Origin of the sequence: Sphingomonas sp. TX0543, assembly GCF_048565505.1 — a bacterium.
Classification (GTDB): domain Bacteria; phylum Pseudomonadota; class Alphaproteobacteria; order Sphingomonadales; family Sphingomonadaceae; genus Sphingomonas.
In genome coordinates this window covers 2373821-2398540 of the sequence record NZ_JBLZUS010000002.1, presented here as the reverse complement: position 1 = coordinate 2398540, position 24720 = coordinate 2373821, and the positions used below count along the sequence as shown (strand labels likewise).

General features: G+C 64.3%; 23 protein-coding genes. 12 read left to right on the top strand and 11 right to left on the bottom strand.

All coding sequences use genetic code 11. The features are described from left to right. Positions 1-5 precede the first annotated feature (5 nt). The 9 genes from ACM61V_RS12070 to hpnI all read right to left on the bottom strand — a co-directional run bounded on the left by ACM61V_RS12070 (position 6) and on the right by hpnI (position 10810). Positions 6-1244 carry an MFS transporter gene (locus ACM61V_RS12070; RefSeq protein WP_137786518.1) on the bottom strand — a complete coding sequence of 413 codons (1239 nt, stop codon included), beginning with the start codon at positions 1242-1244 and terminating at the stop codon, positions 6-8. Positions 1245-1583: 339 nt separating this feature from the next. Further along, a complete protein-coding gene (ligD, locus tag ACM61V_RS12065) occupies positions 1584-4100 on the bottom strand; it encodes a DNA ligase D (protein ID WP_137786517.1) in 2517 nt (838 codons plus the stop codon). Then, positions 4097-4996, bottom strand: a complete 900-nt coding sequence (locus ACM61V_RS12060) for a Ku protein (protein WP_137786516.1) — start codon at positions 4994-4996, stop codon at positions 4097-4099. Before ACM61V_RS12060 ends, ligD begins: the two co-directional genes overlap by 4 nt. A 273-nt stretch (positions 4997-5269) precedes the next feature. Beyond that, positions 5270-6259 carry a lysylphosphatidylglycerol synthase domain-containing protein gene (locus ACM61V_RS12055; protein ID WP_171007551.1) on the bottom strand — a complete coding sequence of 330 codons (990 nt, stop codon included), beginning with the start codon at positions 6257-6259 and terminating at the stop codon, positions 5270-5272. Next, entirely contained in the window at positions 6256-7050 is a 795-nt protein-coding gene (locus tag ACM61V_RS12050) for a ferritin-like domain-containing protein (RefSeq protein ID WP_419714265.1), read from the bottom strand. The genes ACM61V_RS12055 and ACM61V_RS12050 overlap by 4 nt, the downstream gene beginning before the upstream one ends. 112 nt (positions 7051-7162) lie before the next feature. Beyond that, complete coding sequence (hpnK, locus tag ACM61V_RS12045; protein ID WP_137786514.1) at positions 7163-7993, bottom strand: hopanoid biosynthesis-associated protein HpnK; 831 nt, start codon at positions 7991-7993, stop codon at positions 7163-7165. A gap of 5 nt (positions 7994-7998) precedes the next feature. After that, on the bottom strand, positions 7999-8199 hold the full coding sequence (locus ACM61V_RS12040) for a hypothetical protein (protein WP_137786513.1): 201 nt from the start codon (positions 8197-8199) through the stop codon (positions 7999-8001). Between the two features lie 2 nt (positions 8200-8201). Then, positions 8202-9647 (bottom strand): hopanoid biosynthesis associated radical SAM protein HpnJ, encoded by a 1446-nt coding sequence (gene hpnJ / locus ACM61V_RS12035; protein WP_137786512.1) that lies wholly within the window; start codon positions 9645-9647, stop codon positions 8202-8204. Then, positions 9647-10810, bottom strand: coding sequence for a bacteriohopanetetrol glucosamine biosynthesis glycosyltransferase HpnI (hpnI, locus tag ACM61V_RS12030; RefSeq protein WP_137786511.1), 1164 nt, complete (start codon positions 10808-10810; stop codon positions 9647-9649). Before hpnI ends, hpnJ begins: the two co-directional genes overlap by 1 nt. A 46-nt stretch (positions 10811-10856) precedes the next feature. Between hpnI and hpnA the strand changes: the two genes are divergently transcribed. The 8 genes from hpnA to ACM61V_RS11990 are packed head-to-tail and all read left to right on the top strand — an operon-like array spanning position 10857 to position 18436. Then, positions 10857-11861 carry a hopanoid-associated sugar epimerase gene (gene hpnA, locus ACM61V_RS12025; RefSeq protein WP_137786510.1) on the top strand — a complete coding sequence of 335 codons (1005 nt, stop codon included), beginning with the start codon at positions 10857-10859 and terminating at the stop codon, positions 11859-11861. A 5-nt stretch (positions 11862-11866) separates the two neighbouring features. Next, positions 11867-12988: a glycosyltransferase gene (locus ACM61V_RS12020; protein WP_419714264.1), complete on the top strand. Its 1122-nt coding sequence runs from the start codon at positions 11867-11869 to the stop codon at positions 12986-12988. Then, positions 12985-13809 carry a squalene synthase HpnC gene (gene hpnC, locus ACM61V_RS12015; RefSeq protein WP_137786509.1) on the top strand — a complete coding sequence of 275 codons (825 nt, stop codon included), beginning with the start codon at positions 12985-12987 and terminating at the stop codon, positions 13807-13809. Before ACM61V_RS12020 ends, hpnC begins: the two co-directional genes overlap by 4 nt. Continuing rightward, positions 13806-14630, top strand: coding sequence for a presqualene diphosphate synthase HpnD (hpnD, locus tag ACM61V_RS12010; RefSeq protein ID WP_283214543.1), 825 nt, complete (start codon positions 13806-13808; stop codon positions 14628-14630). Before hpnC ends, hpnD begins: the two co-directional genes overlap by 4 nt. Further along, on the top strand, positions 14627-15289 hold the full coding sequence (locus tag ACM61V_RS12005; RefSeq protein ID WP_419714021.1) for an FAD-dependent oxidoreductase: 663 nt from the start codon (positions 14627-14629) through the stop codon (positions 15287-15289). The genes hpnD and ACM61V_RS12005 overlap by 4 nt, the downstream gene beginning before the upstream one ends. Positions 15290-15315: 26 nt before the next feature. After that, complete coding sequence (locus ACM61V_RS12000) at positions 15316-15879, top strand: FAD-dependent oxidoreductase (RefSeq protein WP_419714020.1); 564 nt, start codon at positions 15316-15318, stop codon at positions 15877-15879. Positions 15880-15893: 14 nt separating this feature from the next. After that, positions 15894-17819, top strand: a complete 1926-nt coding sequence (gene shc, locus ACM61V_RS11995; RefSeq protein ID WP_419714019.1) for a squalene--hopene cyclase — start codon at positions 15894-15896, stop codon at positions 17817-17819. Beyond that, entirely contained in the window at positions 17816-18436 is a 621-nt protein-coding gene (locus ACM61V_RS11990) for a phosphorylase (RefSeq protein ID WP_137786506.1), read from the top strand. Before shc ends, ACM61V_RS11990 begins: the two co-directional genes overlap by 4 nt. Positions 18437-18469: 33 nt before the next feature. On the opposite strand, the gene hpnH is transcribed toward ACM61V_RS11990, so the two are convergent. Continuing rightward, complete coding sequence (hpnH, locus tag ACM61V_RS11985) at positions 18470-19615, bottom strand: adenosyl-hopene transferase HpnH (RefSeq protein ID WP_419714018.1); 1146 nt, start codon at positions 19613-19615, stop codon at positions 18470-18472. 9 nt (positions 19616-19624) lie between these two features. Continuing rightward, complete coding sequence (gene ispH / locus ACM61V_RS11980; protein WP_249341517.1) at positions 19625-20605, bottom strand: 4-hydroxy-3-methylbut-2-enyl diphosphate reductase; 981 nt, start codon at positions 20603-20605, stop codon at positions 19625-19627. Between the two features lie 143 nt (positions 20606-20748). Here ispH and ACM61V_RS11975 point away from each other — a divergent pair, with 143 nt between their 5' ends. The 4 genes from ACM61V_RS11975 to ACM61V_RS11960 all read left to right on the top strand — a co-directional run bounded on the left by ACM61V_RS11975 (position 20749) and on the right by ACM61V_RS11960 (position 24719). After that, positions 20749-21342: an ABC transporter substrate-binding protein gene (locus ACM61V_RS11975; RefSeq protein ID WP_137786504.1), complete on the top strand. Its 594-nt coding sequence runs from the start codon at positions 20749-20751 to the stop codon at positions 21340-21342. Then, positions 21339-22256, top strand: coding sequence for a VacJ family lipoprotein (locus ACM61V_RS11970; protein WP_249341516.1), 918 nt, complete (start codon positions 21339-21341; stop codon positions 22254-22256). The genes ACM61V_RS11975 and ACM61V_RS11970 overlap by 4 nt, the downstream gene beginning before the upstream one ends. Positions 22257-22326: 70 nt before the next feature. Beyond that, positions 22327-24249 carry a 1-deoxy-D-xylulose-5-phosphate synthase gene (gene dxs / locus ACM61V_RS11965; RefSeq protein WP_419714017.1) on the top strand — a complete coding sequence of 641 codons (1923 nt, stop codon included), beginning with the start codon at positions 22327-22329 and terminating at the stop codon, positions 24247-24249. Beyond that, positions 24246-24719 carry a DUF2141 domain-containing protein gene (locus tag ACM61V_RS11960; RefSeq protein ID WP_419714016.1) on the top strand — a complete coding sequence of 158 codons (474 nt, stop codon included), beginning with the start codon at positions 24246-24248 and terminating at the stop codon, positions 24717-24719. Before dxs ends, ACM61V_RS11960 begins: the two co-directional genes overlap by 4 nt. Position 24720 lies beyond the last annotated feature (1 nt).

Here is a 24720-nt window from a genome sequence, read left to right as displayed (position 1 = left end):
TTGCACTAGCCGTCGGTAGCCCCGGCCCATGGTGCAGGTCTCAGAAAATGCGCGCCGGCATATATCACCCCGCTCACGATAAACGCGATCATCGACCACCAGAAAGCTGGCGTCACATCATGCGACGTGACGAGGTAGGAGGCGACATATGGTCCCGCCCCGAGCGCGGCGAGCATCACCGGCTGGGCATAGAGCGCCACGTTGCGGGCGGGATCGAGCGCCACGAACATCTTCAGGTTGAATGGCTGGCCGCCGATCCATGCGAGCCCGTACAGCGAGCAGGCCAGCACGAAGAACACCGGCGTACGATTCAGCGCGAACAGCACCGAAAGCGCCGCCATCGCGGCACAGGTGACGATCAGCGCCGGCGTGTAGTGAACGCGCCAGCCGATTGCCCCCACGATCAATCCGGCGGCGACGCAGAATATCTGGTTGCTCGCAAGCGCGGTGCCGATTGTCGTGCTCGACATGCCATATTGCTCGGCGACCTGCGCCGCATAGCTCCACGCGGCGCCGACCGCGGAAAATTGCAGAAAGGTGCAGGAAATCGCGATGATAATGGCAGGTGTCCATTTCGTGCGCAAAGTTTTCGGAACGAAATCGGGTAACGGTCCGAAAGAGGCCGGCAAATATAATGTCAGGAGCCCGGATATGACCGCCAGGGCCGCCATCGCGCCGAATCCGAAGTTGGCGCCGTATCTGTCAATCGCAATGGGGACGATATACGCCAGTATCGCCTGCGGCACGGCGCTTATTCCCAGAAAATATGCGTTCATGCGCTCCGGATTGGGAACGTAGGTAAGCACCAGCATCGAGGCGCTCAACAGCCCGCCCTCGGCCAGGCCGCACAGCGATCGCAGGAGATAGATGGGGGGAGGCGAGTTGGCCCGATAGCATAGCATGTTCGCCGCGATCAGCAGCACGGCGCTGCCCAGCGCCTTCGCACGCAAATGGCTGTGGCGCAAAAAACGCGGTCCGATGGCGGCGCCCAGCGCCAGCGCCGCGAGTTCGCAGGTCGCCGCGCGACCGATCGCCTCGTTGGTAAGGCGCCCCGCCGAAACCATTGCGCTGAATACGACCGGACCGAGCGACAATACGACGAATGCCGAAGCGCCGAACACCATCGCAGCCGCGAGCAGCGCGATGGAATGGCTTGGGGCATCGTACTTGCCGTCAGCGATCGCGCCGTGATCGGAAACTTGGATGATGCATCCCCTCGAAATTATGACGATTATCCGGCGCACGAAACATCGTCACGTCACCGCTGGTAAGAAATTCGACCATATCGACGTGGGTGACGCAAGACATTTTTGATGCGTGCCTCAAATCCGCGCCGTTGCGCGCGGAGCGTCCGCACCAGGTGCGCGGTGGTTCAGCCGGGTGCCTGCGCCATCGGTCTGGAGATCGCTCCGATCGGAGCAGCCGGGCTTGGGGCGATGGCACCATCCGCAGCGAGGCCCGTCCAGCGATCCGTTATTCTCAGCGATCGAAGCGCCGGGAGGAATTCTACAGTCGTGGCGGAAATCGCCGCGTGGACGTGCGATAGGCCCGTCGATTGGCGTGGTGGCCGCTCCTAGCGGCGATCACAAATCCGGCAGGATCTGGTCCGCGCGGCCCCAATGAACGAGGTTCTTCGAGTTCGCCCGCTTTATCATCTCGGCACCGTCACCGATGTGCCAGTGCGAAGCGCCATCGATATCGCGCAGTTCCTCCCATGTCAGCGGCACTGCGATCGGTGCGAACTCGCGCGCGCGCGCGCTATAGGGCAGGACTGCGGTGGCACCGCGCTGGTTGCGGAGATAATCGACGAAGATGCGGCCTGACCGCTTGGCTTTCACCAGCGCTGCGGTGAAACGCGTGGGCTCAGCCTGAGCGAGCGCCACGGCGAAGCGGTGCGCGAAATCCTTGACCTGTGGCCATTCGGCTGCGGGAGTGAGCGGCGCGATGACGTGGATGCCCTTGCCGCCGGTCAGCATCGGGAAAGTAATCAGCCCCATCTGGGCCAGCGCATCGCGAACGTGGAATGCGGCCGAGACGACCTCGCTGAAGTCGAGTGCCTCGTCGGGATCGAGATCGAACACCAGCCGGTCAGCCTTCTCGACGTCCTCGATCCGCGCGCCCCAGCCATGAAACTCGATAGTACCCATTTGTACGCAGGCCAGCAGCCCCGCCGCGTTATCGACAAACAAATAGGGCTCTTCGCTGCCGTCCTTCCCGCGAATACCGACTTTCTTCACCTCATCGCCGAAGCTGCCGGCATCATGTTTCTGAAAGAAGCACTTCTTCGATCGTCCCTGCGGGCAGCGCACGAGGCTGATCGGGCGGCTGCCGGCCCACGGCAGCATGATCGGCGCGACGATCTCGTAATAATCGGCGAGCTGGCCTTTGGTGAGTTTTCCCTCGGCAAAGATCACGCGTTCACGATGGCTGATCGTGATCCCGCTGCGCTCGGTCGGGGCGGCGATCGCGACAGGGGTTTCCGTTTCGATCACGACCGCTTCGGGCTTTTTGTCCTCACGGAGCCCGAGATAGCTTGAATGGCGCAGCACGCCCTCGTCGGTAAATTCGATGAAGGCAACTTCGGCGACCAGCGTCGGCTTGATCCAGTGCGCGCCGCGAACCGCTGCGGCCGGTGCATTGACGGTCGGTGTCTTCCGCGCGAGCGGCGCCATTATCCCCATCAGGCGCTCGATCTCGTCGCCGGTGAAGCCGGTCCCTACCTTGCCGGCATAGCGAAGCTCGCCATTGTCGTTGACGCCAAGCAGCAAGGAGCGAAACCTGCGCTGCTTGTCCGATGGCGTCCAGCCGACGATGACGAACTCCTGCCGCCGGGTGCATTTGGTTTTCACCCAGGTGCCGCTCCGGGAACCGCTATATGCCGCGTCAATGCGCTTCGATATGACACCTTCGAGGCCGGCACCGCAAAATCGTTCAAGCAGCTTCTCGCCCTTGCCAACGATATGGTCCGAATAGCGGATGCGGCCCGGCTCATCGCCGATCAGCGCGGCCAGCCGTCGCTTGCGCTCCAGCAAGGGCAGGAGGGTGAGATCCTTGCCGTCGAGTTCGAGCAAATCGAAGGCAAAATAGTCGATGCGAGCAGGATCGCTCTTGAGCGCGGCCTGCAGCGCCTGAAAACTGGTGCGGCCGTCAGGCAGCGTCACCACGGCCTCGCCATCGATCAGCGCGCTGTCGGCGTTCAGCTTCACCGCGCTGTCGATCAGCCCTGCGAAGCGATCTGACCAGTCGAGCCCGGATCGCGTGTAAGCGCGACCCTCGCCGCCGCCGATCGCGAGAAGGGTCCGGTAGCCGTCGTATTTCAACTCGTGCAGCCAGCGATCGCCGGAAGGCACGTGATCGACAAGGGTGGCGAGCTGCACGGGCTGGAAAGCTGGCGGTGTGCCCGCGATCCTCCTGCGACCGGCCGGCGCCGCCTTGCGGCTTGTGGTAACCGTAGCTGGCCCGGGCTCGTCTTTCCTGCGTTTTGGCGTGGCCTTGCCGGCTGCGATCTCGTCCATGGTCCGCCCGCTGTCGACGCTGGTAACATGCGTTCCAACCAGATCGTCGGAGCCGCCGGCAAATTCATCCTGCACCTTGCGCAGGATCCAGTTTTCGCGCTTCTCCCTTCCCCGCGGTTTCAGGCGAAAGAGAATCCATTCGCCACGCATGCGGCGGCCGTGAAGGATGAAATGCAGGTGGCCGTCGGACAGGGTCTTGCGCGGGTCCTTGCCGGCGATCGGTTCCCAGGTGCCGTTGTCCCAAAGCATCACGGTGCCGCCGCCATATTCTCCCTTGGGGATCGTCCCTTCAAACCGGGCATAATCGAGCGGATGATCCTCGGTTCGCACCGCCAGGCGCTTGTCGTCGGGATTGCTGCTAGGGCCGCGCGTTACGGCCCAGCTGACCAGCGCACCATCGAGTTCGAGGCGAAAGTCGTAGTGGAGGCGGGATGCGGCATGCTTTTGTACGACGAAACCGTTGCCGCTCGTCGGCGCGGTAGCGCCCGAAGGTTCGGACGTGCGCGTGAAGTCGCGCTTCTCGCGATAGCGGGCGAGCGGATCTTTCGCCGGGCTGACCGTGGCTTTTGCGGTTCCTCGCCTCATGCCCGCTTGCGCGCCGGCGCAGTCGTTGACGGCTTGGCCTTGGCCTTGGTCTTGGTCGAAACCGGCTTCGTGGCGGGCTTTCTCGAGGATTTGCTCGTCACCGCCTTTTCCGTTCCGCCAAGCGATTTCTTCAGCGCCGCCATCAGGTCGACCACATTGGAGCCGCGTGGGTCCGTGCCCTTGTCATCGCTCTCGATATTGAGCGTCTTGCCTTTTTTCTTGCGCTCTATGAGCTCCTTGAGCGCGTCCGCATAGCGATCGTGGAAATCCGCGGCGTCGAATTTGCCCGTCTTCTTTTCTATCAGCGAGGTGGCGAGATCGAGCAGTTCCTCGTCGGGCTCGATATCATCGATCTCGCGGAAATAGCTCGACGCCTTGTTCACCTCGTCCGCGTAGCGCAGCGTTTCCATTACCATGCCGCGTCCGCAGGCCTTGATGCTGACGACATATTCGCGACCGCGCATCGCAAGCTGCCCGAGCCCGATCTTGCGCGTGCGGCGCAGCGCTTCACGCAGCACGACGAATGCCTCTTCGGCGAGATCGTCGGCCGGCACGACATAATAGGGCTTCTCGAAATAGATCATGTCGACATCGTGCGCGTCCACAAACTGGGTCAGTTCGAGCGTCTTCTTGCTCTCCAGTTTGACGCCCTCGATCTCATTTTCGTCGAGCAGGACATATTCGCCCTTGGCATATTCGAAGCCCTTGACGATCTCGTCCACATCGACCGGGCCGATGCCCGGGACGACCTTCTCATATTTGATTCGCTGGCCAGATGGCTCGTGTATCTGGTTGAAGGCGATCGTCGCGCCGCTCCTGGTCGCCGAGTAAATTTCAACCGGGATGGACACGAGCGCCAGGCGGATCTGGCCCTTCCAGTATGGACGTGCAGCCAATTGGCGTCTCCTTGCGCAGACTCATCAAATCCGCGACGCCTGTGCTCGTTCCGTGCAATCGATTCCTTATGCGATAGATCAGCAGTCTTGCTGAGCGTTGACGCGCATCCTTCGCACCACGAACCGGCCTGTCATTGATGATCGGAGAGGGCTGCTGTCACCTGCGCCATCGGCGCGGCGAGCGCGGAATGAACGGTCACGGCGGTCAGGTAGATGCCGACAAGAACGATGGCGGACGTGCCGGCTGCGATATACCTCAAAGCCGGACCGGGATTATTCGCCGCCGCCTCGCATCATTATGCCGCGTACCTCGCTTGCCTGCCACGCGATCAGCGTCGGCAATCCGATCGCGATATCGCGCGCGCGTTTCGCGAGTGACAGCGCGAGCGCGCTTTCCGGCGGTAATCCGAACAACGGCCCGGCAACCGCATATGCTGCCTCCTGCACCCCCAGCGCGCCCGGTATGAAAAAGGCGATGCTGCGCAGCGTAAAGATCAGGCTTTCCAGCGCCAGCGCATCCCAGATCGAGATACGCGCGCCCATCAGCTTCAACGCGAGCCACGCCCCTGCGCCACTTGCCAGCCAGGCGCCGAGATTGAACACGAAGGATAGCGCAAGTCGACAACGCTGCGCATAGATGCGCGCCAGCTCGCGGCGGATATCAACAAGCGCCGTTTGCGACTGCGGGATCATCCGGCCGGCGATGCGCGCAGTAAGGTCAAGCGCGGAATGCTGCGCAACAAAGAAGAGCAGGATCACTGCAGCCATGACCCCGGTGCCGCCAAGGATCATCGGTCGAAGCGCAGCCGCGGAGCCCCCGTCGATCAGCAGCGATGCGATCATCGCCAGGCCGAACAGCGTGTATACAAGCTGGGCGGCCATCTCCGTCGTCATATCGACCACCATTGATCCATAGACCCGCGGGCCAGCCATGCCGGATGCGCCGAGCGTGCGCGCGCCGATCACGATCCCCCCGAGTTGCGACAAGGGCAGCAGATCCGACACCGCCTCCCGCACCATCCGCGCCCACGTGAACTGCAGGAGGCGCCGCGTCGCTTCCCCAGGCGCGGCCGCCAGCCACGCCGCTCCAAGCAGCACGAAAGTGAATAGCGACCATCCGCAGAACAGCAGGCCTCCACCCCAGCCGATCCGGCTGGCGATCCGGAAAATATCGGTCAACCCCGTCGCGCCGAACGTCCAGATCGCAATGCCTAGCCCCGCAATCGTCGCCAGCAGCAGGGCGACGCGGGCCGAAACCCTCACGCCGGCTGCGGCTTGCGCATGAGCTTGAGCACGAGGCGGATCGCGCCTGGCACGAAGCGCGGACGGATCAACCGCTGGTCATAAGGCGCCAGGCGGCGATCGTTTTCCGACAGGCAGATCGCGGCGAGCTCGGGGAAGGTTACCTCGACGCCGAGTTCCTTCGATCCGTTGAGTGTGAAATTGCTCTCCTGCGCCTTGGTGTTGTCGCCCATGCCCTTGGCCATATCGATCCGCTCCCAGATCAGAAACAGCCACACCACGATCACCTTGGCCTCGAAATAGGGGCGTCGCCACCACGGCATGTTGCGACGCCACCATGCGACCCAGTTGACGAAGAACAGGATGTGCCGCCCCTCCTCGCGCATCACCGGCTCGAACGTGTCGATCAGTTCGGGCGGGAAGAATCCGGTATCCTTTGCCAGCTTGAACAGGCCGAAGCCGAAGAAGCTGTCGATACACTCAGAATATCCTGAACGCATGAACGCCCATTCGGCATCCTTCGGCTTCGCATATTCCGGCTCGGGCTGAAGCTCGATGCCGTAGGATTGCACCATATCGGCGAGGACCACCTTGTGGCGACGTTCCTCGAACGCGTCCATCTGGACAGCGGAGCGGAGCAGCGGGTGTTGCACCGTCTCGCCAAACGTCTTCACGAACAGGCCGGTGCGTCCTTCGGTCTGCACGGCCATGTCCCAGATCGGCAGCGAGACGATCTTGTTGCGCGTTTCCGGCTCAAGCTCCGGCCAGTCGATCAATGCGGGGCGATAGGGATCGTGCGTATCGAGCAGCATTCGGCTGAACAAGGTAAGATGCTCGGCGCTCCCCAGACGCACATTTCCGGCAGGGAGGGGGGCGGAGGCGTCGAACTGATCCCAATCGGGCACGAGATTCATGCGTGCGTCCTCAAACAAAATCGGCGAACCGACCCAGCCGGATGCTGTTGCGCTCAATCGCGCTTTTCGCAAGGTCGTCCGTCAGGGCGGCGAGCTCGCCAGCGTAATCATAGTCGGGTGCCGAACCGGGATAGGGCGCCGTCGCTGGATGGGTGTAGATTTCCGTCAGGCCATGAGGGAGCTGATCCAGCAGGCCGCGCATACGACAGGCATTCATCGCGCCGGACCATGCCAGGCCGAAAACGTGATCGGGCACGGCCAGCCCGGCCCGCCGCATCCGGCGACGGAGGAGCTTCGCCCAGACGGTTTCGACGCGGGGGCCGCCCCGCGTCCCGTCGATCGCCCGCAACGGGGCGGCGGGCTCGATTGGCGCACGGATCGAGTTCATCCCGTAGCGCTGACCCACGTCGAGGATCGTGGCAGCGATCGTTGGGTGAAGGTGGAAATGCTTGTGCGCGTTCACATGATCGAGCGGCAGGCCGGTTGCTGCGAAGGCGGCGAATTGCGCTTCGACTTCGGCGCGAAGCTGCCGACGCGCGGCCGGCGACGCAAAGATCGAAATAGCGGTTCGCGCCATGTCGATGCGGAACATGCCCGAGCCATCCGTCAACGCAGGCACGGCTTCCGGCGCCAGTATCGGTCGCCCTTCGACCAGCACGATGTGGAGGCCGACACCGAGGCCGGGCAGGCGGCGCGCACGGGCTACGGCATCGCTGGCCGCATCACCACCGACCATCAGGCTCGCCGCCGTCAACACGCCATAACGATGCGCCTGTTCGACAGCTTCGTTTACAGCAGCGGAGGCGCCGAAATCGTCGGCAGTGACGATCAGCCGCTTCACCGCGCCTAAAAGCCGTAAGCGGCCGGATCGGCGAGGACGACGGCAGCGACGCGGGGCGCATCCGGCACGGCGGCACGACGGAGCAGCAGGGTCATGGCGTCAGCGTCGCGCGCCCTGACGGCTTCCTCCCATGCGGCGAGCAGACCGCGCGCAACCAGCCGCTCGTTAACGGACATTCCGGCAAGGCCACGTCCGCCCTCCGACATGATCAGGCAGCCTCCTTCCGGCGACGCAGGAAATCGAAGAACTCCACACCCTCGCGCAGCCGGCGCTTCATCATATCCCAATCGCGCACCATCTCGCCCACGATCGAGCCGATCTTGCGGGGTCGGAAATAAAAGCGTTTGTAGAATTCCTCGACCTTGTCGAAGATCACCGATGAATTGAGATGCGGGTAACTGAGCTGCGCGATCTGGTTGCCGCCATCGGTGAGCAGATGGTCGCCGCCGTCGAACCATCCGTTCTCCACCGCCTGATTGTAAAGGAAGGTGCCGGGATAGGGGGCTGCGAGCGAAACCTGGATCGTGTGCGGATTGATCTCGATAGAATAGCGGATCGTCTCCTCTATCGTCTCCAGCGTCTCGCCGGGCAGACCAAGGATGAAGGTGCCGTGAATGACGATGCCGAGTTCGTGGCAATCCTTGGTAAACTGCCGTGCGACATCGACGCGCAGACCCTTCTTGATATTGTGCAGAATCTGCTGATTGCCGCTCTCGTAGCCGACAAGCAGCAGGCGCAGACCGTTGGCCTTCAGCACCTCAAGAGTCTTGCGCGGAACGTTGGCCTTGGCATTGCAACTCCAGGAGACGGGGAAGCCCGGCTTGCCGAAGCCAAGCCCGCCCAGCGCCCTCGCCAGTTCCTCGACGCGGTCGTGATTGTCGGTGAGCGTGTCGTCGTCGAAGAAGATCTCCTTGGTCTCGGGAATCTCCTTCAGGATATATTCGACCTCCTCGATCACTTTGGGGATCGAGCGGAAGCGATAGCGATGCCCGGAAATGGTCTGCGGCCAAAGGCAGAATGTGCAGCGGCTCTTGCATCCGCGCCCGGTGTAGAAGCTGACATACGGATGGCGCAGATAGCCGCCGAAATACTTTTCTATCGTGAGATCGCGCTTGTACACGGGAGAAACCATCGGGAGGACGTCCATATCCTCGATCATCGCGCGATCCGTGTTGCGGATGAATGCGCCATCCGGCCCGCGCCACGTGATGCCGTCCACCTCCGCCAGCGGCTTGCCCTGCGCGATCTCCAGCAGCGTGAATTCATATTCTTCCCGCGCGACGAAATCGATCGCTGCGGAAGCGGCGAGGCTCTTGTCTGGCTCCACCGCAACCTTCGCGCCGACCAGCCCGATCAGGGCGTGTGAATTGCGCGCGCGGATCAACTCGGCGGTGCGCACATCCTGATTGAAGCTGGGGGTCGAGGTGTGGAGAACGATCAATTCCTTCCCGTCGACCTCATGCGCGATATCCTCCCAGCCCTGATCGTGCGCCGGCGCGTCGATCAGGCGCGAGCCCTCGATCATCGCGGCGGGTTGTGCCAGCCATGTCGGATACCAGAAGCTGCGCACCTCGCGCTTCATCTGGTAGCGCGCACCCGCGCCGCCGTCATAACCGTCGAACGAGGGGCCTTGTAGCAACAGCGAACGCTTCATCAGCGGAGAGTCTCCGGTTCGGCCGAAATCTGGCCGTGCTCCTCCATTCTAAGCCTTGAGCCGCGCCAATCAACCGACCGTACCCACATGCCGGCGATAAATACCGCCAGTGTCAGGCAATCGCGCAATGGCAACAGCCACAGCGGTGCCGGGCGATCGCCCGACAGACGATCAGCAACCGCGACTACCCAGAGACGGGCGATCAGCGCGCAGATCGCCACCATCGTGCCCAGTCCGGGGTGGAGCGGAACGGCAAGCAGGGCCAGTGGCAGTGGCATGGAGACCACGCTCGCCGCATGCGCAAGCGGAACGAGATCGCGCACGGTGGCCGACCAGCGGACCTCATGCCGCCACCATTCTCGAAAATTTCGTTCGGCCGAAGCGTGCGTCACCAATATTCGCGACATCGCGACGGTCATCCCACGTGCCGCGATCGCATTGCCGATCGCGTAATCGTCGGCAAGGATATCCGCGAACGCGCCGAAACCCCCGATCGCCGTTAGCGTCTCGCGCCGCAAAGCGATGGTCGAACCCATGCATGGACGGGCCAAACCAAAGGCGAACCCCACGATCGTGCCGGGCAGAAATTGCCAGCTAAGACCGGCAGCGGTGAGGCGGGACCAGCAGCCGGCGTCACCGCGCCCGGCGTAAGCGAGGGTGACGGCGCCCACGTTTGGCTGGTCGAGTGTGGTGAGGATAGTGCTCAGATAATCCTGCGGTACGGCGATGTCGCTGTCGCTCAGCACGATCGCGTCATGCGCGATATGCCGCTCCAGGTTGATGAGATTGGAAACCTTGCGATTGGCGCCATGCGGGGTCGGATCGATCACCAAATCTATCCGCGCCTGCGGAAAACGCGCCCTGAGTTCTTCGATCGCGGCTATCGAAGGGTCGTCTCGTCGCTGAACGCCGCACAGCAATTGCACCGGCCCGCCGTGATCCAGAACCAGGAAAGTTGCGAGGTTATCGATCAGGCGCGGCTCGACGCCGTGGAGTGGCTTGAGCAGGGTCACGCCGTCTCTGCGCGGCCGGTGGGCGATGGGGCGGCTGAAGAAACGCCGCAAAGTGAGCGCAGCGACCACCATATAAAGTGCGCCCGCTGCGCTCAACCCGAGCAAAGTGAAGGCCGCATAGTTGACGAACGCGATCAGTGCGGCTTCCATCGCTGCGTCCTATCCGACGCGCCCGCGCATGTGTAGAGCCGCCAGCATGAACGCGCCTGAACCCCCGCAGACGTTGGTGACCGGCGTATCCGGGTTCGTCGGGTCTGCGGTGGCACGCGCGCTCGCGGCGCGGGGAAGCCGCGTGCGCGGGATGGTCCGCACGTCTAGTGCACGGGCGAATCTGGCCGATTTTCCCGGCGAGCTGGTCGAGGGCGACTTGCGCGATCCCGCTGCGGTAGCTCGGGCGATGCACGGCGTTCAGCATCTGTTCCACGTCGCGGCCGACTATAGATTATGGGCGCCATCCCCGGACGAGATCATCCGCAACAATGAAGCCATGACCCGTATCGTCATGGAGGCAGCGCTCGCCGCCGGGGTCGAGCGCCTGGTCTATACCTCCAGCGTCGCCACCCTGGTGCCACGGGAGGGCGCGGCTGCGGACGAAACCGATGCCGCGACCGTGGATCAGGCGGTCGGCGCCTATAAACGCAGCAAGGTCATCGCCGAGCGCCTGGTCGAGGCGATGGTCTCCGAGCGCGGTTTGCCTGCGGTGATCGTCCAACCATCAACCCCGATCGGCCCGCGTGACGTGCGCCCGACTCCTACCGGGCGGATATTGGTGGAGGCAGCGAACGGGCGCATGCCAGCCTATGTCAATTCCGGGTTGAACCTTGTTCACGTCGACGATGTCGCAGCGGGGCATCTGCTTGCGATGGACAAGGGACGAATTGGCGCGCGCTATATTCTGGGCGGTCAGGATGTGATGCTCGGCGAAATGCTGCGGCAAATCGCTGCTATCGCCGGCCGCGGCGGTGCGGCGGTGCGCATTCCACGTACACCGCTCTTGCCCTTCGCCTGGATGAACGAGCAAATTGCACGGATCACCGGCGGTGATCCGTTCCTGACGATCGATTCCTTGCGAATGGCGAAGCATCGGATGTTCTTCTCGTCGGCCAGGGCGCAGGCGGAGCTCGGCTATCATGCGAGGCCCTATGCGCAGGCACTGACCGATGCGATCAGTTGGTTTCGGCGCGCGGGGATGATCCGTTGACCGGGATGGTGATCGGCTTGCTGTCGCTGACGATCTGGCTGGTGCTGGTGTTTGCGCGTCACTGGTTCTGGCTAGCGCGTGAGCGCGACACCCGCGATCTGCCACCGGTGCCGGAGCAATGGCCCAAGGTGGTCGCCGTGGTGCCGGCGCGCGACGAAGCAGAGGTGATCGCCGAATTGATCGGCAGCCTGATCGCGCAGGATTATCCGGGCGACTTTCGCATCGTTCTGGTGGACGATTCCTCGAGTGACGGCACGGGCCGGATCGCCCGCAGGCTCGATGCCGAGCGGCTCGACGTGGTCGCTGGCTTGCCACTGCCCGCCGGCTGGACAGGCAAGTTATGGGCGGTCCGCCAGGGTGTGGAATACGCGAACGCGACGACGGCCTATCTGTGGCTGACCGACGCCGATATCGCGCATGCACCCGATACGTTGCGCACGCTGGTCGCCCGCGCGGAATCCGCCGAGCTCGCGCTGGTCAGCCTGATGGCGAAGCTTCGCTGCGAGACGATTGCAGAGCGGATGCTGATCCCCGCGTTCGTCTTCTTCTTTCAGATGCTCTATCCGTTCGGGCTTGTGAACCGGAGCGGAGGGCCAGGCGCCGCGGCCGGCGGCTGCATGCTGGTACGCCGCGTATCACTGGAGGCAGCGGGTGGGATAGCAGCGATCCGCGGCGCGCTGATCGACGATTGCGCATTGGGCGCGTTGCTCAAGCGACAAGGACGCATTTGGATCGGCCTCACGGATCGCTCGCGGAGTATCCGAAGGTACGACACGTTCGGATCGGTCGCAGCTATGATTGCACGATCGGCTTACGCGCAGCTTCGTTACTCGCCGGCAGTGCTGACAGGAACGATCTTGGGACTGGCGCTGGTCTATTTCACGCCGCCGCTGCTGGGAACGCTTGCTGACGGGCCGGCGAGGGCCGCTGGGCTGGCGGCCTGGCTAATGATGGCGATCGCGCTACAGCCAATGCTCGCTTTCTATCGCCGTTCGCCACTCTGGGGCCTGTTACTGCCGCTGATCGCCGCTTTCTACGCGGGCTGCACCTTGCTATCCGCGTGGCAACATATTCGGGGGCGTGGAGGCATGTGGAAGGGCAGGGCGCAGGCGGCCGCGGACGGATGACCAAGGTGGCCGATCTCGCCTCTGGCAAGGGGCATGACGACGAGAACTTTCCGGTAGCGAGTTTTCTGCTCCGGCCCGAGGCTCGCGTTCCGGTAATGGCCTTTTACCGGTTCGCGCGCGCCGCCGACGATATCGCCGATAATCCGGCGCTCGGCCCGCAGGCAAAGCTGGCGCTGCTCGCAGCCCTGCGCGATGGGCTCTCCGGTGAGGGCGCGGTCGAGGCGATGGCGCTGCGCGAGGTGATGGCTGCGCGCCGGATCGATCCCATACACGCGCATGAACTGCTCGATGCTTTCTTCAGCGACGTCACCAAGACGCGCTGCCGCGACTGGGATGATCTCATCGGCTATTGCCGGCTTTCGGCGATGCCGGTTGGGAGATACGTGCTCGACGTGCATGGCGAAAGTCGCGATCTGTGGCCCGCGAGTGATGCGCTGTGCGCGGCGTTGCAGATAATCAACCACCTGCAGGATTGTGCCAAGGACTATCGCGGTTTGGGCCGGGTCTACATCCCGCTTGATACGGGGGTGGAGCCGGACGATCTTTTGTGTGACAGGGCGACCACGGCGTTGCGCGCGATCATCACCGCGCTCGTTGCGCGAACCCGGGAATTGCTGGCGCGCTCGAAGGGCTTTTCGGCCGCGATCCGGGACAGGCGGCTGGCGGCAGAGGTATCCGTGATCCACCGGCTGGCGGAGAGCCTTTGCGATCGGCTCGAAAGCCGCGATCCGTTGAGCGAGCGCGTCCACCACGGCAAGTTCGAGGCGGCGTGGCTGGCGCTGGGTGCCGCAATCCCGAGTTTGTTGAGGCGCGCTTCGTGAACGAGGTGCAACTCACCAGCGCATCGCGCAGCTCTTTTTACGCGGGAATGCGTGTGCTGCCGAAGGCAGAGCGTGAGGCGATGTATGCCATTTACGCATTCTGCCGCGCGGTTGACGATATCGCTGACGACCAGCACGGCGAGCGAGCAGAGCGTGCGGCTGCGCTGGATGCCTGGCGCCTCGATCTCGACGCGCTTTATGCGGATGGCGACCCCGGGCGGGCTGCGATCGTGGCGGAAGCAGTGCAACGTTTCGGCCTGGATCGCGCCGATTTCGAAGCAGTGATCGACGGTATGGCAATGGATGTCGCCCGCGATATCCGATGGCCTGGCATGGCCGAGCTGGAGCTTTATTGCGATCGAGTGGCCTCTGCGGTTGGACGGCTATCCGTCCGCGTGTTCGGCATGCCGGAAAACGAGGGGCTTGAGCTGGCACATCATCTCGGGCGCGCGCTTCAGTTCACCAATATTCTGCGCGACGTGGATGAGGATGCGGCGATCGGGCGTGTGTATCTCCCGGCCGAAGCGCTGACCGGCGCGGGCATTCCCCTTACCACGCCCGCCGAGGTGACGAGCGATCCGCGGTTGGACGAAGCGGCGCGGCCGCTCGCGGCGCGCGCTCACGATCATTATCGCGCCGCCGATGCGATCTTGGCTGCCCGTCCCGCTGGTCTGCTGATTGCGCCAAGGTTGATGGAAGCCGCCTATTCCAAACTGCTTGCACAGATGGAGGCGCGGGGCTGGGCGCCGCCGCGCGTGCCGGTGCGGGTGAGCAAGCCCGCGTTGCTGTGGTCGCTGGCCCGACTTCTGGTGATGCGTTGAAGTTCGCGCGAGCGACGGTTGTCGGTGCCGGGCTGGCCGGGCTGTCGGCGGCGGTCCGGCTCGTCGAGGCAGGGTTTGCCGTGCGGGTCCACGACGCGGCGCCCCACGCTGGCGGCCGCTGTCGATCTTATCACGATCCGCAGCTGGGGACGGTGATCGACAACGGCAATCATCTCGTCCTCGCCGGCAACGATGCGGTTGCGCGCTTTCGCGAGACGGTGGGCGCGACTACCCCCTTTGCCGGGCCGGATCGTGCCGATTTTGCCTTCGTCAATCTGAGCGATGGCCAGCGCTGGACCATTAGAATGAACGACGGGCGGATCCCGTGGTGGGTGTTCGCGAAGAACCGGCGCGTGCCGGGATCGCGGGTGAGTGAGTATTTTCGGCTCGCTCGCCTCCTGACCGGTGGGGCTTCGGATACCGTAGACGAGCGGATCGAGGCCGCCGGCCCTGTCTGGGCCAAGCTGATTGCGCCCGTGCTACTTGCCGTGCTCAACACCCCGCCAGCAGAAGGCTCCGCGCGGCTCACCGCCCGGGTTCTGCGCGAATCGATGCTTCGGGGGGCAGGGCTACGCTGCCGCGTATCGCCAAGCCGACATTGGGGGCCGCCTTTATCGATCCCGCCCTGGAATGGCTGGCTGCGCGCGATACGCCGGTAACCCTGAGCAGACGCTTGCGCGGGGCGTTGACGGACGGCAACCGCGTGATCGCGCTGGACTGGGGAGCGGGGCCGGAGGCGGTGGCTGAAGATGAAGTGGTGATCCTCGCAGTGCCGCCATGGGTAGCGGCCGCGCTACTCCCGGAGATCGAGGTGCCCGATGTCTTTCACGCCATCGTCAACGGGCATTTCGCGATTCGGCCTCCGTCGGGCGCGCCAGCGATGCTTGGAATGCTGGGTGGAACAGCAGAATGGCTGTTCGCCTTTCCCGACCGCATTTCCGTGACGGTCAGTCACGCCGACACGATTGTTGAACGCGATCGCGAGGAGCTGGCGTGGCTGTTCTGGAACGATATTCAACAGGGCTATGGGTTCAGGGCGCCGTTGCCCGCGTGGCAGATCGTGAAGGAGAAGCGCGCTACCTTCTCCGCCACGCCCGCGCAGGACGCGAAGCGCCCGCCCGCGACAACGCGCTGGCGCAATCTTTTCCTGGCGGGGGACTGGACGCAGACCGGGCTGCCCGCAACGATCGAGGGCGCGCTGCGATCGGGTGAAACGGTCGCGTCGTTGGTGAGTGGTGGGGAGAGGTAATAGCGATGCCGGATGTGACCGAAGATCCGCTTGCCGCCATCGATGCATCGGTCGACCGCGCCAGCGCCGCGCTGCAGGCTGCGCAACGGCCTGACGGGCATTGGGTTTTCGAACTTGAGGCCGATGCAACGATCCCGGCCGAATATGTGCTGCTGCGTCACTATCTTGGCGAGCCGGTCGATGCCGGGCTGGAGGCGAAGATCGGCCGCTACCTCCGGCGCATCCAGTCGGCCGAGCATCACGGCTGGGGGCTGTTCCATGCCGGATCGTTCGACATCAGCGCGAGCGTAAAGGCTTATTACGCGCTCAGGATGATCGGCGACGCTGTGGACGAACCGCACATGGCGCGCGCGCGTGAAGCGATACTGGCGGCAGGCGGCGCGGCGGCGAGCAATGTTTTCACGCGCATCCAGCTCGCGCTTTACGACGCCGGGCCGTGGTCTGTCGTGCCGACCATGCCGCCGGAGCTGATCCTGTTGCCGCGCTGGTTTCCGATACATCTGTCGAAGATGAGCTATTGGGCGCGCACCGTGGTGGTGCCGCTGCTCGTGCTCTGCGCGCTCAAACCCGTGGCACGCAATGTGACCGGGGTGAAAGTGGATGAGCTTTACACCGGCAAGCCTGTCCGCGCGGGCACAAAGGCGGCCGATCCCAAATGGTTGTGGACCATCGGGTTCAATATGCTCGATCGCGTGCTGAAGGCGGGAGACGGGCTGTGGCCCAGGAAGCTCCGCCAGCGCGCGCTGGACGCCTGCGTGGGCTGGGTGACCGAGCGGCTGAACGGCGAAGACGGGCTGGGCGCGATCTATCCGGCGATGGCGAACAGCGTGATGATGTTCGATCTGATGGGCTATGCGCCGGATCATCCGGCCCGCGCGATCGCCCGGGAATTTGTCGAGCGGCTGCTGGTGGTCAGCGATGACGAGGCCTATTGCCAGCCCTGCGTCTCGCCGGTGTGGGATACGGCGCTTGCCGCGCATGCGATGCTGGAAGCGGGCGGGGAGGCCAATGTGGCGCGTGCGGAAGCCGCGCTGGACTGGCTGAAACCACGCCAGGTTCTCGATGTGAAGGGAGACTGGGCGGAGGAGCGACCCGGGGTCCGCCCGGGCGGCTGGGCGTTTCAGTATAACAACGATCATTACCCCGATCTGGACGACACGGCCGTCGTGGTGATGGCAATGGACCGGGCGGCGATTGCGGACCGCACCCCGGTCGATCGCGGGGTCGAATGGACAGTCGGGCTGCAATCACGAAACGGTGGCTGGGGGGCGTTCGACGCCGATAACAGCCATGAATATCTCAACAATCTGCCCTTCGCCGATCATGGCGCGCTTCTCGATCCACCCACTGCAGACGTATCTGCGCGGTGCGTATCGATGCTGGCACAACTGGGCGAGGGCCCTGAGAACAGCCCGCGTCTGGCGGCGGCTATCGATTATCTGCGCCGCGAACAGGAGCCGGATGGCAGCTGGTTCGGCCGGTGGGGCGTGAACTATATCTACGGCACCTGGTCTGTGCTGTGTGCGCTGAACGCCGCCGGGCTGGGGCCGGAAGAGCCGATGGTCGCGCGCGCGATCACCTGGCTGGAGGCAATCCAGAACCCGGACGGTGGCTGGGGCGAGGATTGCGACAGCTACGCGCTCGACCGAACCGGCCACACCCCGGCGCCATCGACCGCGTCGCAGACGGCCTGGGCACTGCTGGGGCTGATGGCGGCGGGCAAGGTGGATAGCGACGCGGTGAAGCGCGGCGTGGGCTGGCTGGCAGCGCATCAGGAAGCGGACGGCTTGTGGGGGCAGGAACACTATACCGGCGGCGGCTTCCCGCGGGTCTTTTACCTGCGCTATCACGGTTATCCGAAATATTTCCCGCTGTGGGCGTTGGCGCGCTATCGCAACCTCAAGCGCTCGAACACGAAACGCGTTTCGGTCGGGATGTGACGCTGATCGTCGCCTGCGGGCTGAAGCGCGAGGCGCGGATCTTCGAGCGTGCGGGCGTCGTCGCAGTAATCGGCGGCGGCGATGCCACGCGATTGGAGGCGGAGCTGGAGGCGGCCACGGAGAGGTTTCCGGGCATCGTCCTGTCATGTGGCATCGCGGGCGCGCTGTCGCCCGTGCTGATGCCGGGCGATGTGGTGGTCGATGGCGATCCGGCGATCGTCGGGCGTTTACGTCGTGTCCTGCCATCCGCTCACCATGGTGCGGTGGTGGGGCAGGAGGCGGTTGCCGCAACGGCGATACACAAGGCTGACCTGTATCGACGCAGCCAGGCGATCGCGGTGGATATGGAGAGTCACATTGCCGGGCGGGTTGCGCGACGGCGCGGCCAACCCTTCGCCGTGCTTCGCGTGATCTCGGACCGTGCGATGGACGATCTTCCGCCAGCGGCGCTGGTGGGGATGCGGCCAGATGGCGGCATGGCGCTCGGCGCGGTGCTCTCGTCTCTGGCGCGCGATCCGCGACAGTTGCCAGCGCTGGTCCGCACGGGAAGGCAGGCGGCCGAAGCGTTCGCCAGCCTCAGGCGGGCGTTTTCGGAAGCGGCGCGGGCGCTGATATGAAGCCGCTCCCTCGCATGAACCGGCGTGGGAGCGTCAGGCGACCTTTTGAACCCGCCTGAAGCCCTCCGGGTCCATCTCCTTGATCCGCGCGAGTTCGCGTCCGACGTGCGAGGAGTGAACATCAACGGAAGGACGGGCGTGTGACAGGTCCACGTCGGGCGCCATCGGCCCTTCCGTCCGCACCCCCTTTCGCCCGATGCCGAACATCTTGAGCGGATGGCGGATCGCATCGGTCGCGGCGGTGCCCTCGAACCCGCAATGCGTCATGCAGTTGGAGCATTTCTCGTACTTGCCGACGCCATATTGCTCCCAGTCGGTGCCCTCCATCAATTCCCTGAAGGTGGCGACATAACCTTCGCCAAGCAGGTAGCATGGCTTCTGCCAGCCGAAGATCGTGCGCAGCGGCATCGACCACGGCGTGCACTCGTAGGTCTGGTTGCCGGCCAGGAAATCGAGAAACAGCGGCGAATTGGTGAAGGTCCAGTCCTTGCCGCCATTGCCGCGCGTGAACACATCGCGGAAGAATTGCTTCGTCCGCTCGCGATTGAGGAAATGCTCCTGATCGGCGGCGCGCTCATAGGCATAGCCCGGCGAGATGGTGATCTCGACGCCCAACGCCTCCATCTCGTCGAAATAGGCGGCCAGCCGCGCGGGATCGGCCCCGTCGAATACGGTGCAATTGACCTGGACCCGGAAGCCCTTCGCCTTGGCGAGCTTGATCGCGTCGATCGCGATGTCGTAGGTTCCGGTCTGGTCGACGGCGTGGTCGTGCATCTGCCGGTCGCCATCGAGATGGATCGACCAGGTGAAGAAGGGCGACGGTTCGTATTCGTCGATCCTCTTTTTCAGCAGCAGCGCGTTCGTGCAGAGGATCACGAACTTCTTCCGGGCGATATAGCCCTTCACGATCCGCGCCATATCCTTGTGCAGCAGCGGCTCGCCGCCGGCGATCGAGACGGCGGGCGCCCCGCATTCATCGATCGCGTCCATGCACTGCTCATAGCTCATGCGCTGATTGAGGATCGGATCGGGATAATCGATCTTGCCGCATCCCGGACAGGCCAGGTTGCAACGCAGCAACGGCTCCAGCATCAGCACGAGCGGATATTTGCCGCCCCTGATATGCTGCTTTAGCGTGTAGGCGCCGATGCGGGCGATCTGGGAAAGCGGCAGGCTCATGGGGTAATCCTATTCAGCGGCCACGCGGGCACGGCGGCGCAATTGGGGCGGGAGCGCGAATGAGACGTTCTCGGCCGCGCCGTCCAATTGCCGCACCGATACCGGGCGGATCGCAGCAATGGCGGCAATAACGCTTTCGATCAACTCGTCAGGCGCCGACGCTCCGGCTGTGACGCCGATCGTCTCCACGCCATCCAGCCACGCCGGATCGACGGCGCTACCGTCATCGATGAGATAGCTGGGCACGCCCATCTCGTCACCGATCTCCCGCAGGCGGCTGGAATTCGAGCTGTTCCGCGCGCCGACCACGATGACCAGATCGCTGTTGAGCGCGAGATCGCGAACCGCGGTCTGGCGGTTTTGCGTGGCATAGCAGATGTCGGCGATGTCCGGGCCCTGCACATTGGTGAAGCGCGCGTTCAGCGCGACAATAACCCCGCGCGTATCGTCGACGCTGAGCGTGGTCTGGGTGATATAGGCGATCGGCGCGTCCGGTGCGATCGGCAGCGATTCCACGTCCGCCACGGTCGAGACGAGGTGAACCGGCGCATCGATCTGCCCCATCGTGCCGATCACCTCCGCATGGCCGGCATGACCGATCAGCACCAGCGTGCGCCCCGCCTTCGCATACCGCCGGCCCTGCACATGCACCTTGGCGACGAGCGGGCACGTGGCATCAAGCACCGGCAGTCCCTGCTCAACCGCCGCCTCCTGTACCGAGCGCGGAACACCGTGTGCGCTGAAGATGGTCGGCGCGCCAGCCGGAATCTCATCGAGTTCCTCGACGAAGATGGCACCCATGCCGCGCAGCCGATCCACCACGTGCCGGTTGTGGACGATCTCGTGCCGAACATAGACCGGCGCCCCATAAAGCTGCAGCGCCCGCTCAACGATCTCGATCGCGCGGACGACACCGGCGCAAAACCCACGCGGATTCGCGAGCAGAATGTTCAGCGGTTGACGGGCTGTCGGGGTCATCTCGATGTGCATGCCATTCCCTCCCGCCGGGCAGGTGTCTTGAGATAGACATGGGATCACAAATACAAAAGGCGCAATTGTGGCAGGCGGAAACGCGGGGTGGACGGGTCGCTGCCGATCGGGGTAATCGCGTCTTACCGATCGGGAGTGTTTACATGCGTATGTCCCTTTCGCCGGCGCTGCTGCTCGCGCTGGCTATCCCGGCACCGGCGATGGCGCAGGCCGATCCGGCGCGTACAACCGTACAGTCGCTCGATGACGGGCTCATCGCGATCATGAAAGCGAAGGGCAATGCGAAGAGTCGCGCGGCGACGATCGCGCCGGTGATCGATCGCGCCTTTGACCTGCCGTTGATGACCCGGCTCGCCGTCGGCCCGAGCTGGACGACGATTGCGCCAGCGGATCAACAGGCGCTCGTCGCCGCGTTCCGACGCCTGACGATCGCGCAATATGCCGCCAATTTCGACGACTGGTCCGGCGAGGCCTTCACCATCGCCCCGCAGATCGAGGCTCGGGGGGGCGACAAGCTGGTGCGCACGACACTTACGTCACCGGGCAAGGCCGGGATTGCGATCAGCTATCGCCTTCGTGCGAGCGGAGGTGACTGGAAGATCATCGACGTGTTTTACCGTAACGCGATCAGCCAGATCGCAACGCGCCGCGCGGATTTCGCGAGCGTTCTCGCCAAGGGCGGCGCCAGGGCATTGGTCACGCATCTGGACGCACTCGCGGCAAAGGGCAGTTTTTGATCCTTCCGGCGCTTTTCCCGGCGATGGCGCTTCTCGCCGTTCCGGGGCCTGACCCGCAGATCGAGACGATTGCGCCCGTCGAAGCGCAGGTATCCGCCGTACCAGCGTCTCCCGAACTGGCGGATCCGCTGTCCGACCCAGCGACCCCGGGCGGGAGGCCGACGGCGCCGCCCGGCCGCATCAAGGGCGATCCGCTCGAAGGCTTCAATCGCAAAATGTTCCGGTCGAACCAGTCGTTCGACAAGGCGGTCTACCGGCCGCTTGCGATGGGGTACAAGCATGCCGTGCCAAAGCCGGCGCGTGCGGGATTACGCAATTTTTTCAGCAATCTGACCGAGCCTGTCGTTTTCCTCAATTACCTGTTGCAGCTCAAATTCGGCAAGGCCGGGCGCACGCTCGTGCGGTTCACCGTCAATTCCACCCTTGGCGTAGGCGGTATCCTGGATCTCGCCAGAACGGAGGGCATCAACATTCCGCATCGCGACAACAGCTTCGGTAACACGCTGGCGCGATACGGCGTCGGGCCCGGCCCGTATCTGTTCCTCCCATTCGTCGGGCCGACCACCTTGCGCGATGTGCTGGGAGGGCCGGTCGATGGCGCGGTGTTGCCGGTCGCGATCGGCAAACCGTTCACCGACTGGCGCTATCAGGTGGCCAGCGGCGCGATCACCGGGCTTGACCTGCGCGCCGAATCCGATGCCGATCTGCGCGCGCTGTTCAGCGGCGCGGTGGATCCGTATGCGACGCTACGATCCGTCTGGCTCCAGAATCGTGCCGCAGAAATTGCCGAGATACGGCACCGGAAAAGCGCCCCGACCGAACTGGACGATCCGATGGAGGATCCCGGCGGCGCGGGTTTGCATGATCCGTCGGGCGAACCGGCGGCCCACATTCCTGCCACATCGCCGAAATAACATCGATGCCGCCCGCCGTTGTCCAGATCGAATTTGGACCCTAGCTTTGATCGGAGGGGACAGGAGCCGGATGACTGGAATATTTGAGACGCCGTTGCTGGACAGGATAGGTGAGCCGTCGGATTTGCGTTTGCTTTCGGCGTCTGATCTTCGTCAGGTGGCGGATGAGCTGCGGCTGGAGGTGATTTCGGCGGTGGGCCAGACGGGTGGTCATCTGGGGTCTGGCCTTGGGGTTGTGGAGCTGACGACGGCGCTTCATTACGTGTTCGATACGCCGCGGGATCGCCTGATCTGGGATGTCGGGCATCAATGTTATCCGCACAAGATCCTGACGGGTCGGCGCGCGCGGATCCGCACGCTGAGGCAGGGCGGGGGTCTTTCGGGTTTCACGAAGCGCAGCGAGAGCGAGTATGATCCGTTCGGCGCGGCGCATTCGTCGACGTCGATTTCGGCGGCGCTGGGGTTTGCGATCGCGAACAGGCTGTCGGGAGCGCCGGGCAAGGCGATCGCGGTGATCGGCGACGGGGCGATGTCGGCGGGCATGGCCTATGAGGCGATGAACAACGCGGAGAGCGCGGGCAACCGGCTGGTGGTGATCCTGAACGACAACGACATGTCGATCGCGCCGCCGGTGGGGGGGCTGTCGGCGTATCTGTCGCGGATCGTGTCGAGCCGCGAGTTCCTGTCGCTGCGCGAGGTGATGAAGCGGATCGCGCGGCGGCTGCCGCGCCCGTTCCACAATGCCGCGCGCAAGACCGACGAGTTCGCGCGCGGGATGACGATGGGCGGCACGTTGTTCGAGGAGCTGGGCTTTTACTATGTCGGGCCGATCGACGGGCACAATCTGGATCATCTGATCCCGGTGCTGGAGAATGTCCGCGATGCCGAGGAGGGGCCGATCCTCGTCCATGTGGTGACGAAGAAGGGCAAGGGCTATGCCCCGGCGGAGGCGGCGGCGGACAAATATCACGGGGTGCAGAAGTTCGACGTGATAACGGGCGCGCAGGCGAAGGCGCCGCCGGGCCCGCCGGCCTATCAGAACGTGTTCGGCGATGCGCTGGCGGACGCGGCGGATCGCGATCCGCGGGTGTGCGTGATCACGGCGGCGATGCCGTCGGGCACCGGGGTGGACCGGTTCGCGAAGCGGCACCCGGCGCGCGCGTTCGACGTGGGGATCGCCGAGCAGCATGGCGTGACGTTCGCGGCGGGGCTTGCGGCGCAGGGGATGCGGCCGTTCTGCGCGATTTATTCGACGTTCCTGCAGCGCGCCTATGACCAGGTGGTGCATGACGTGGCGATCCAGAACCTGCCGGTGCGCTTCGCGATCGACCGGGCGGGGCTGGTCGGCGCGGACGGGGCGACGCACGCGGGCAGCTTCGACGTGACCTATCTGGCCTCGCTGCCGAACTTCGTGGTGATGGCGGCGGCGGACGAGGCGGAACTGGTGCATATGGTCCACACCTGTGTGGAGCATGATGCAGGGCCGATCGCGGTGCGCTATCCGCGCGGCAACGGCACGGGCGCGGCGTTGCCGGCGGTGCCGGAGCGGCTGGCGATCGGCAAGGGCCGGGTGGTGCGCGAGGGCAAGACGGTGGCGATCCTGTCGCTGGGCACGCGGCTGGCGGAGGCGCTGAAGGCGGCCGATGCGCTGGAGGCGAAGGGCCTGTCGACGACGGTGGCGGACCTGCGGTTCGCCAAGCCGCTGGACGAGGAACTGATCCGGCGGCTGCTGACCACGCACGAGGTGGCGGTGACGATCGAGGAAGGCGCGATCGGCGGGCTGGGCGCACATGTGCTGACGTTCGCCTCCGACGCCGGGCTGATCGACGCCGGGCTCAGGCTGCGCACCATGCGCCTGCCCGACATCTTCCAGGATCACGACAAACCCGAAGCGCAATATGCCCAGGCCGGCCTCGACGCCGACCATATCGTCAAGACCGTCCTCACCGCACTCCGATGGAACGAGGCCGACACCGTCGGCGCCACAGCGTGACCGGCTGGTCAAAGGTCATCCTCGCCACCGCACTGATGACCATCGCACTGGCCCCGGCCGCGGCGTCGGCCCCGGAAGGCCATGGCACGTTGACCGTCGATATCGGCAACGTCCGCGTCGCCAGGGGCATCGTCCATGTCGATGTCTGCCCGGAGGCGACGTTTCTGAAGGAGGATTGCCCCTGGTCCGGCGATGCGGCCGCGCGCCTCGGCGAAACACGGGTAAGTGTACGCAATCTGCCGGCCGGTCGATACGCCGTGCAAGTGTTTCTCGACGAGAATGGCAATCGCAAGGTAGATCGCGGGCTGTTCGGCATTCCGAAGGAGGGGATCGGATTTTCGAACGATGCCAGGATAAGGTTCGGGCCGCCGAAATTCGCCGAGGCGGCGTTCACCTTTGACGGCACCAGCAAGGTGATCCGGCTCAACCTGCGGTATTTCACCGGGCCTTCCGGCCCGCCGTCGCGCTGAG

Bases quoted from the DNA above. Each gene is read 5' to 3' on its own strand.
- ligD (WP_137786517.1), bottom strand. From the start codon at position 4,100: ATGAGGCGAGGAACCGCAAAAGCCACGGTCAGCCCGGCGAAAGATCCG.
- ACM61V_RS12050 (WP_419714265.1), bottom strand. From the start codon at position 7,050: ATGCTGCTCGATACGCACGATCCCTATCGCCCCGCATTGATCGACTGG.
- ACM61V_RS12040 (WP_137786513.1), bottom strand. From the start codon at position 8,199: ATGTCGGAGGGCGGACGTGGCCTTGCCGGAATGTCCGTTAACGAGCGG.
- hpnJ (WP_137786512.1), bottom strand. From the start codon at position 9,647: ATGAAGCGTTCGCTGTTGCTACAAGGCCCCTCGTTCGACGGTTATGAC.
- hpnI (WP_137786511.1), bottom strand. From the start codon at position 10,810: ATGGAAGCCGCACTGATCGCGTTCGTCAACTATGCGGCCTTCACTTTG.
- hpnA (WP_137786510.1), top strand. From the start codon at position 10,857: ATGAACGCGCCTGAACCCCCGCAGACGTTGGTGACCGGCGTATCCGGG.
- ACM61V_RS12020 (WP_419714264.1), top strand. From the start codon at position 11,867: ATGGTGATCGGCTTGCTGTCGCTGACGATCTGGCTGGTGCTGGTGTTT.
- hpnC (WP_137786509.1), top strand. From the start codon at position 12,985: ATGACCAAGGTGGCCGATCTCGCCTCTGGCAAGGGGCATGACGACGAG.
- hpnH (WP_419714018.1), bottom strand. From the start codon at position 19,615: ATGAGCCTGCCGCTTTCCCAGATCGCCCGCATCGGCGCCTACACGCTA.
- ispH (WP_249341517.1), bottom strand. From the start codon at position 20,605: ATGCACATCGAGATGACCCCGACAGCCCGTCAACCGCTGAACATTCTG.
- ACM61V_RS11975 (WP_137786504.1), top strand. From the start codon at position 20,749: ATGCGTATGTCCCTTTCGCCGGCGCTGCTGCTCGCGCTGGCTATCCCG.
- dxs (WP_419714017.1), top strand. From the start codon at position 22,327: ATGACTGGAATATTTGAGACGCCGTTGCTGGACAGGATAGGTGAGCCG.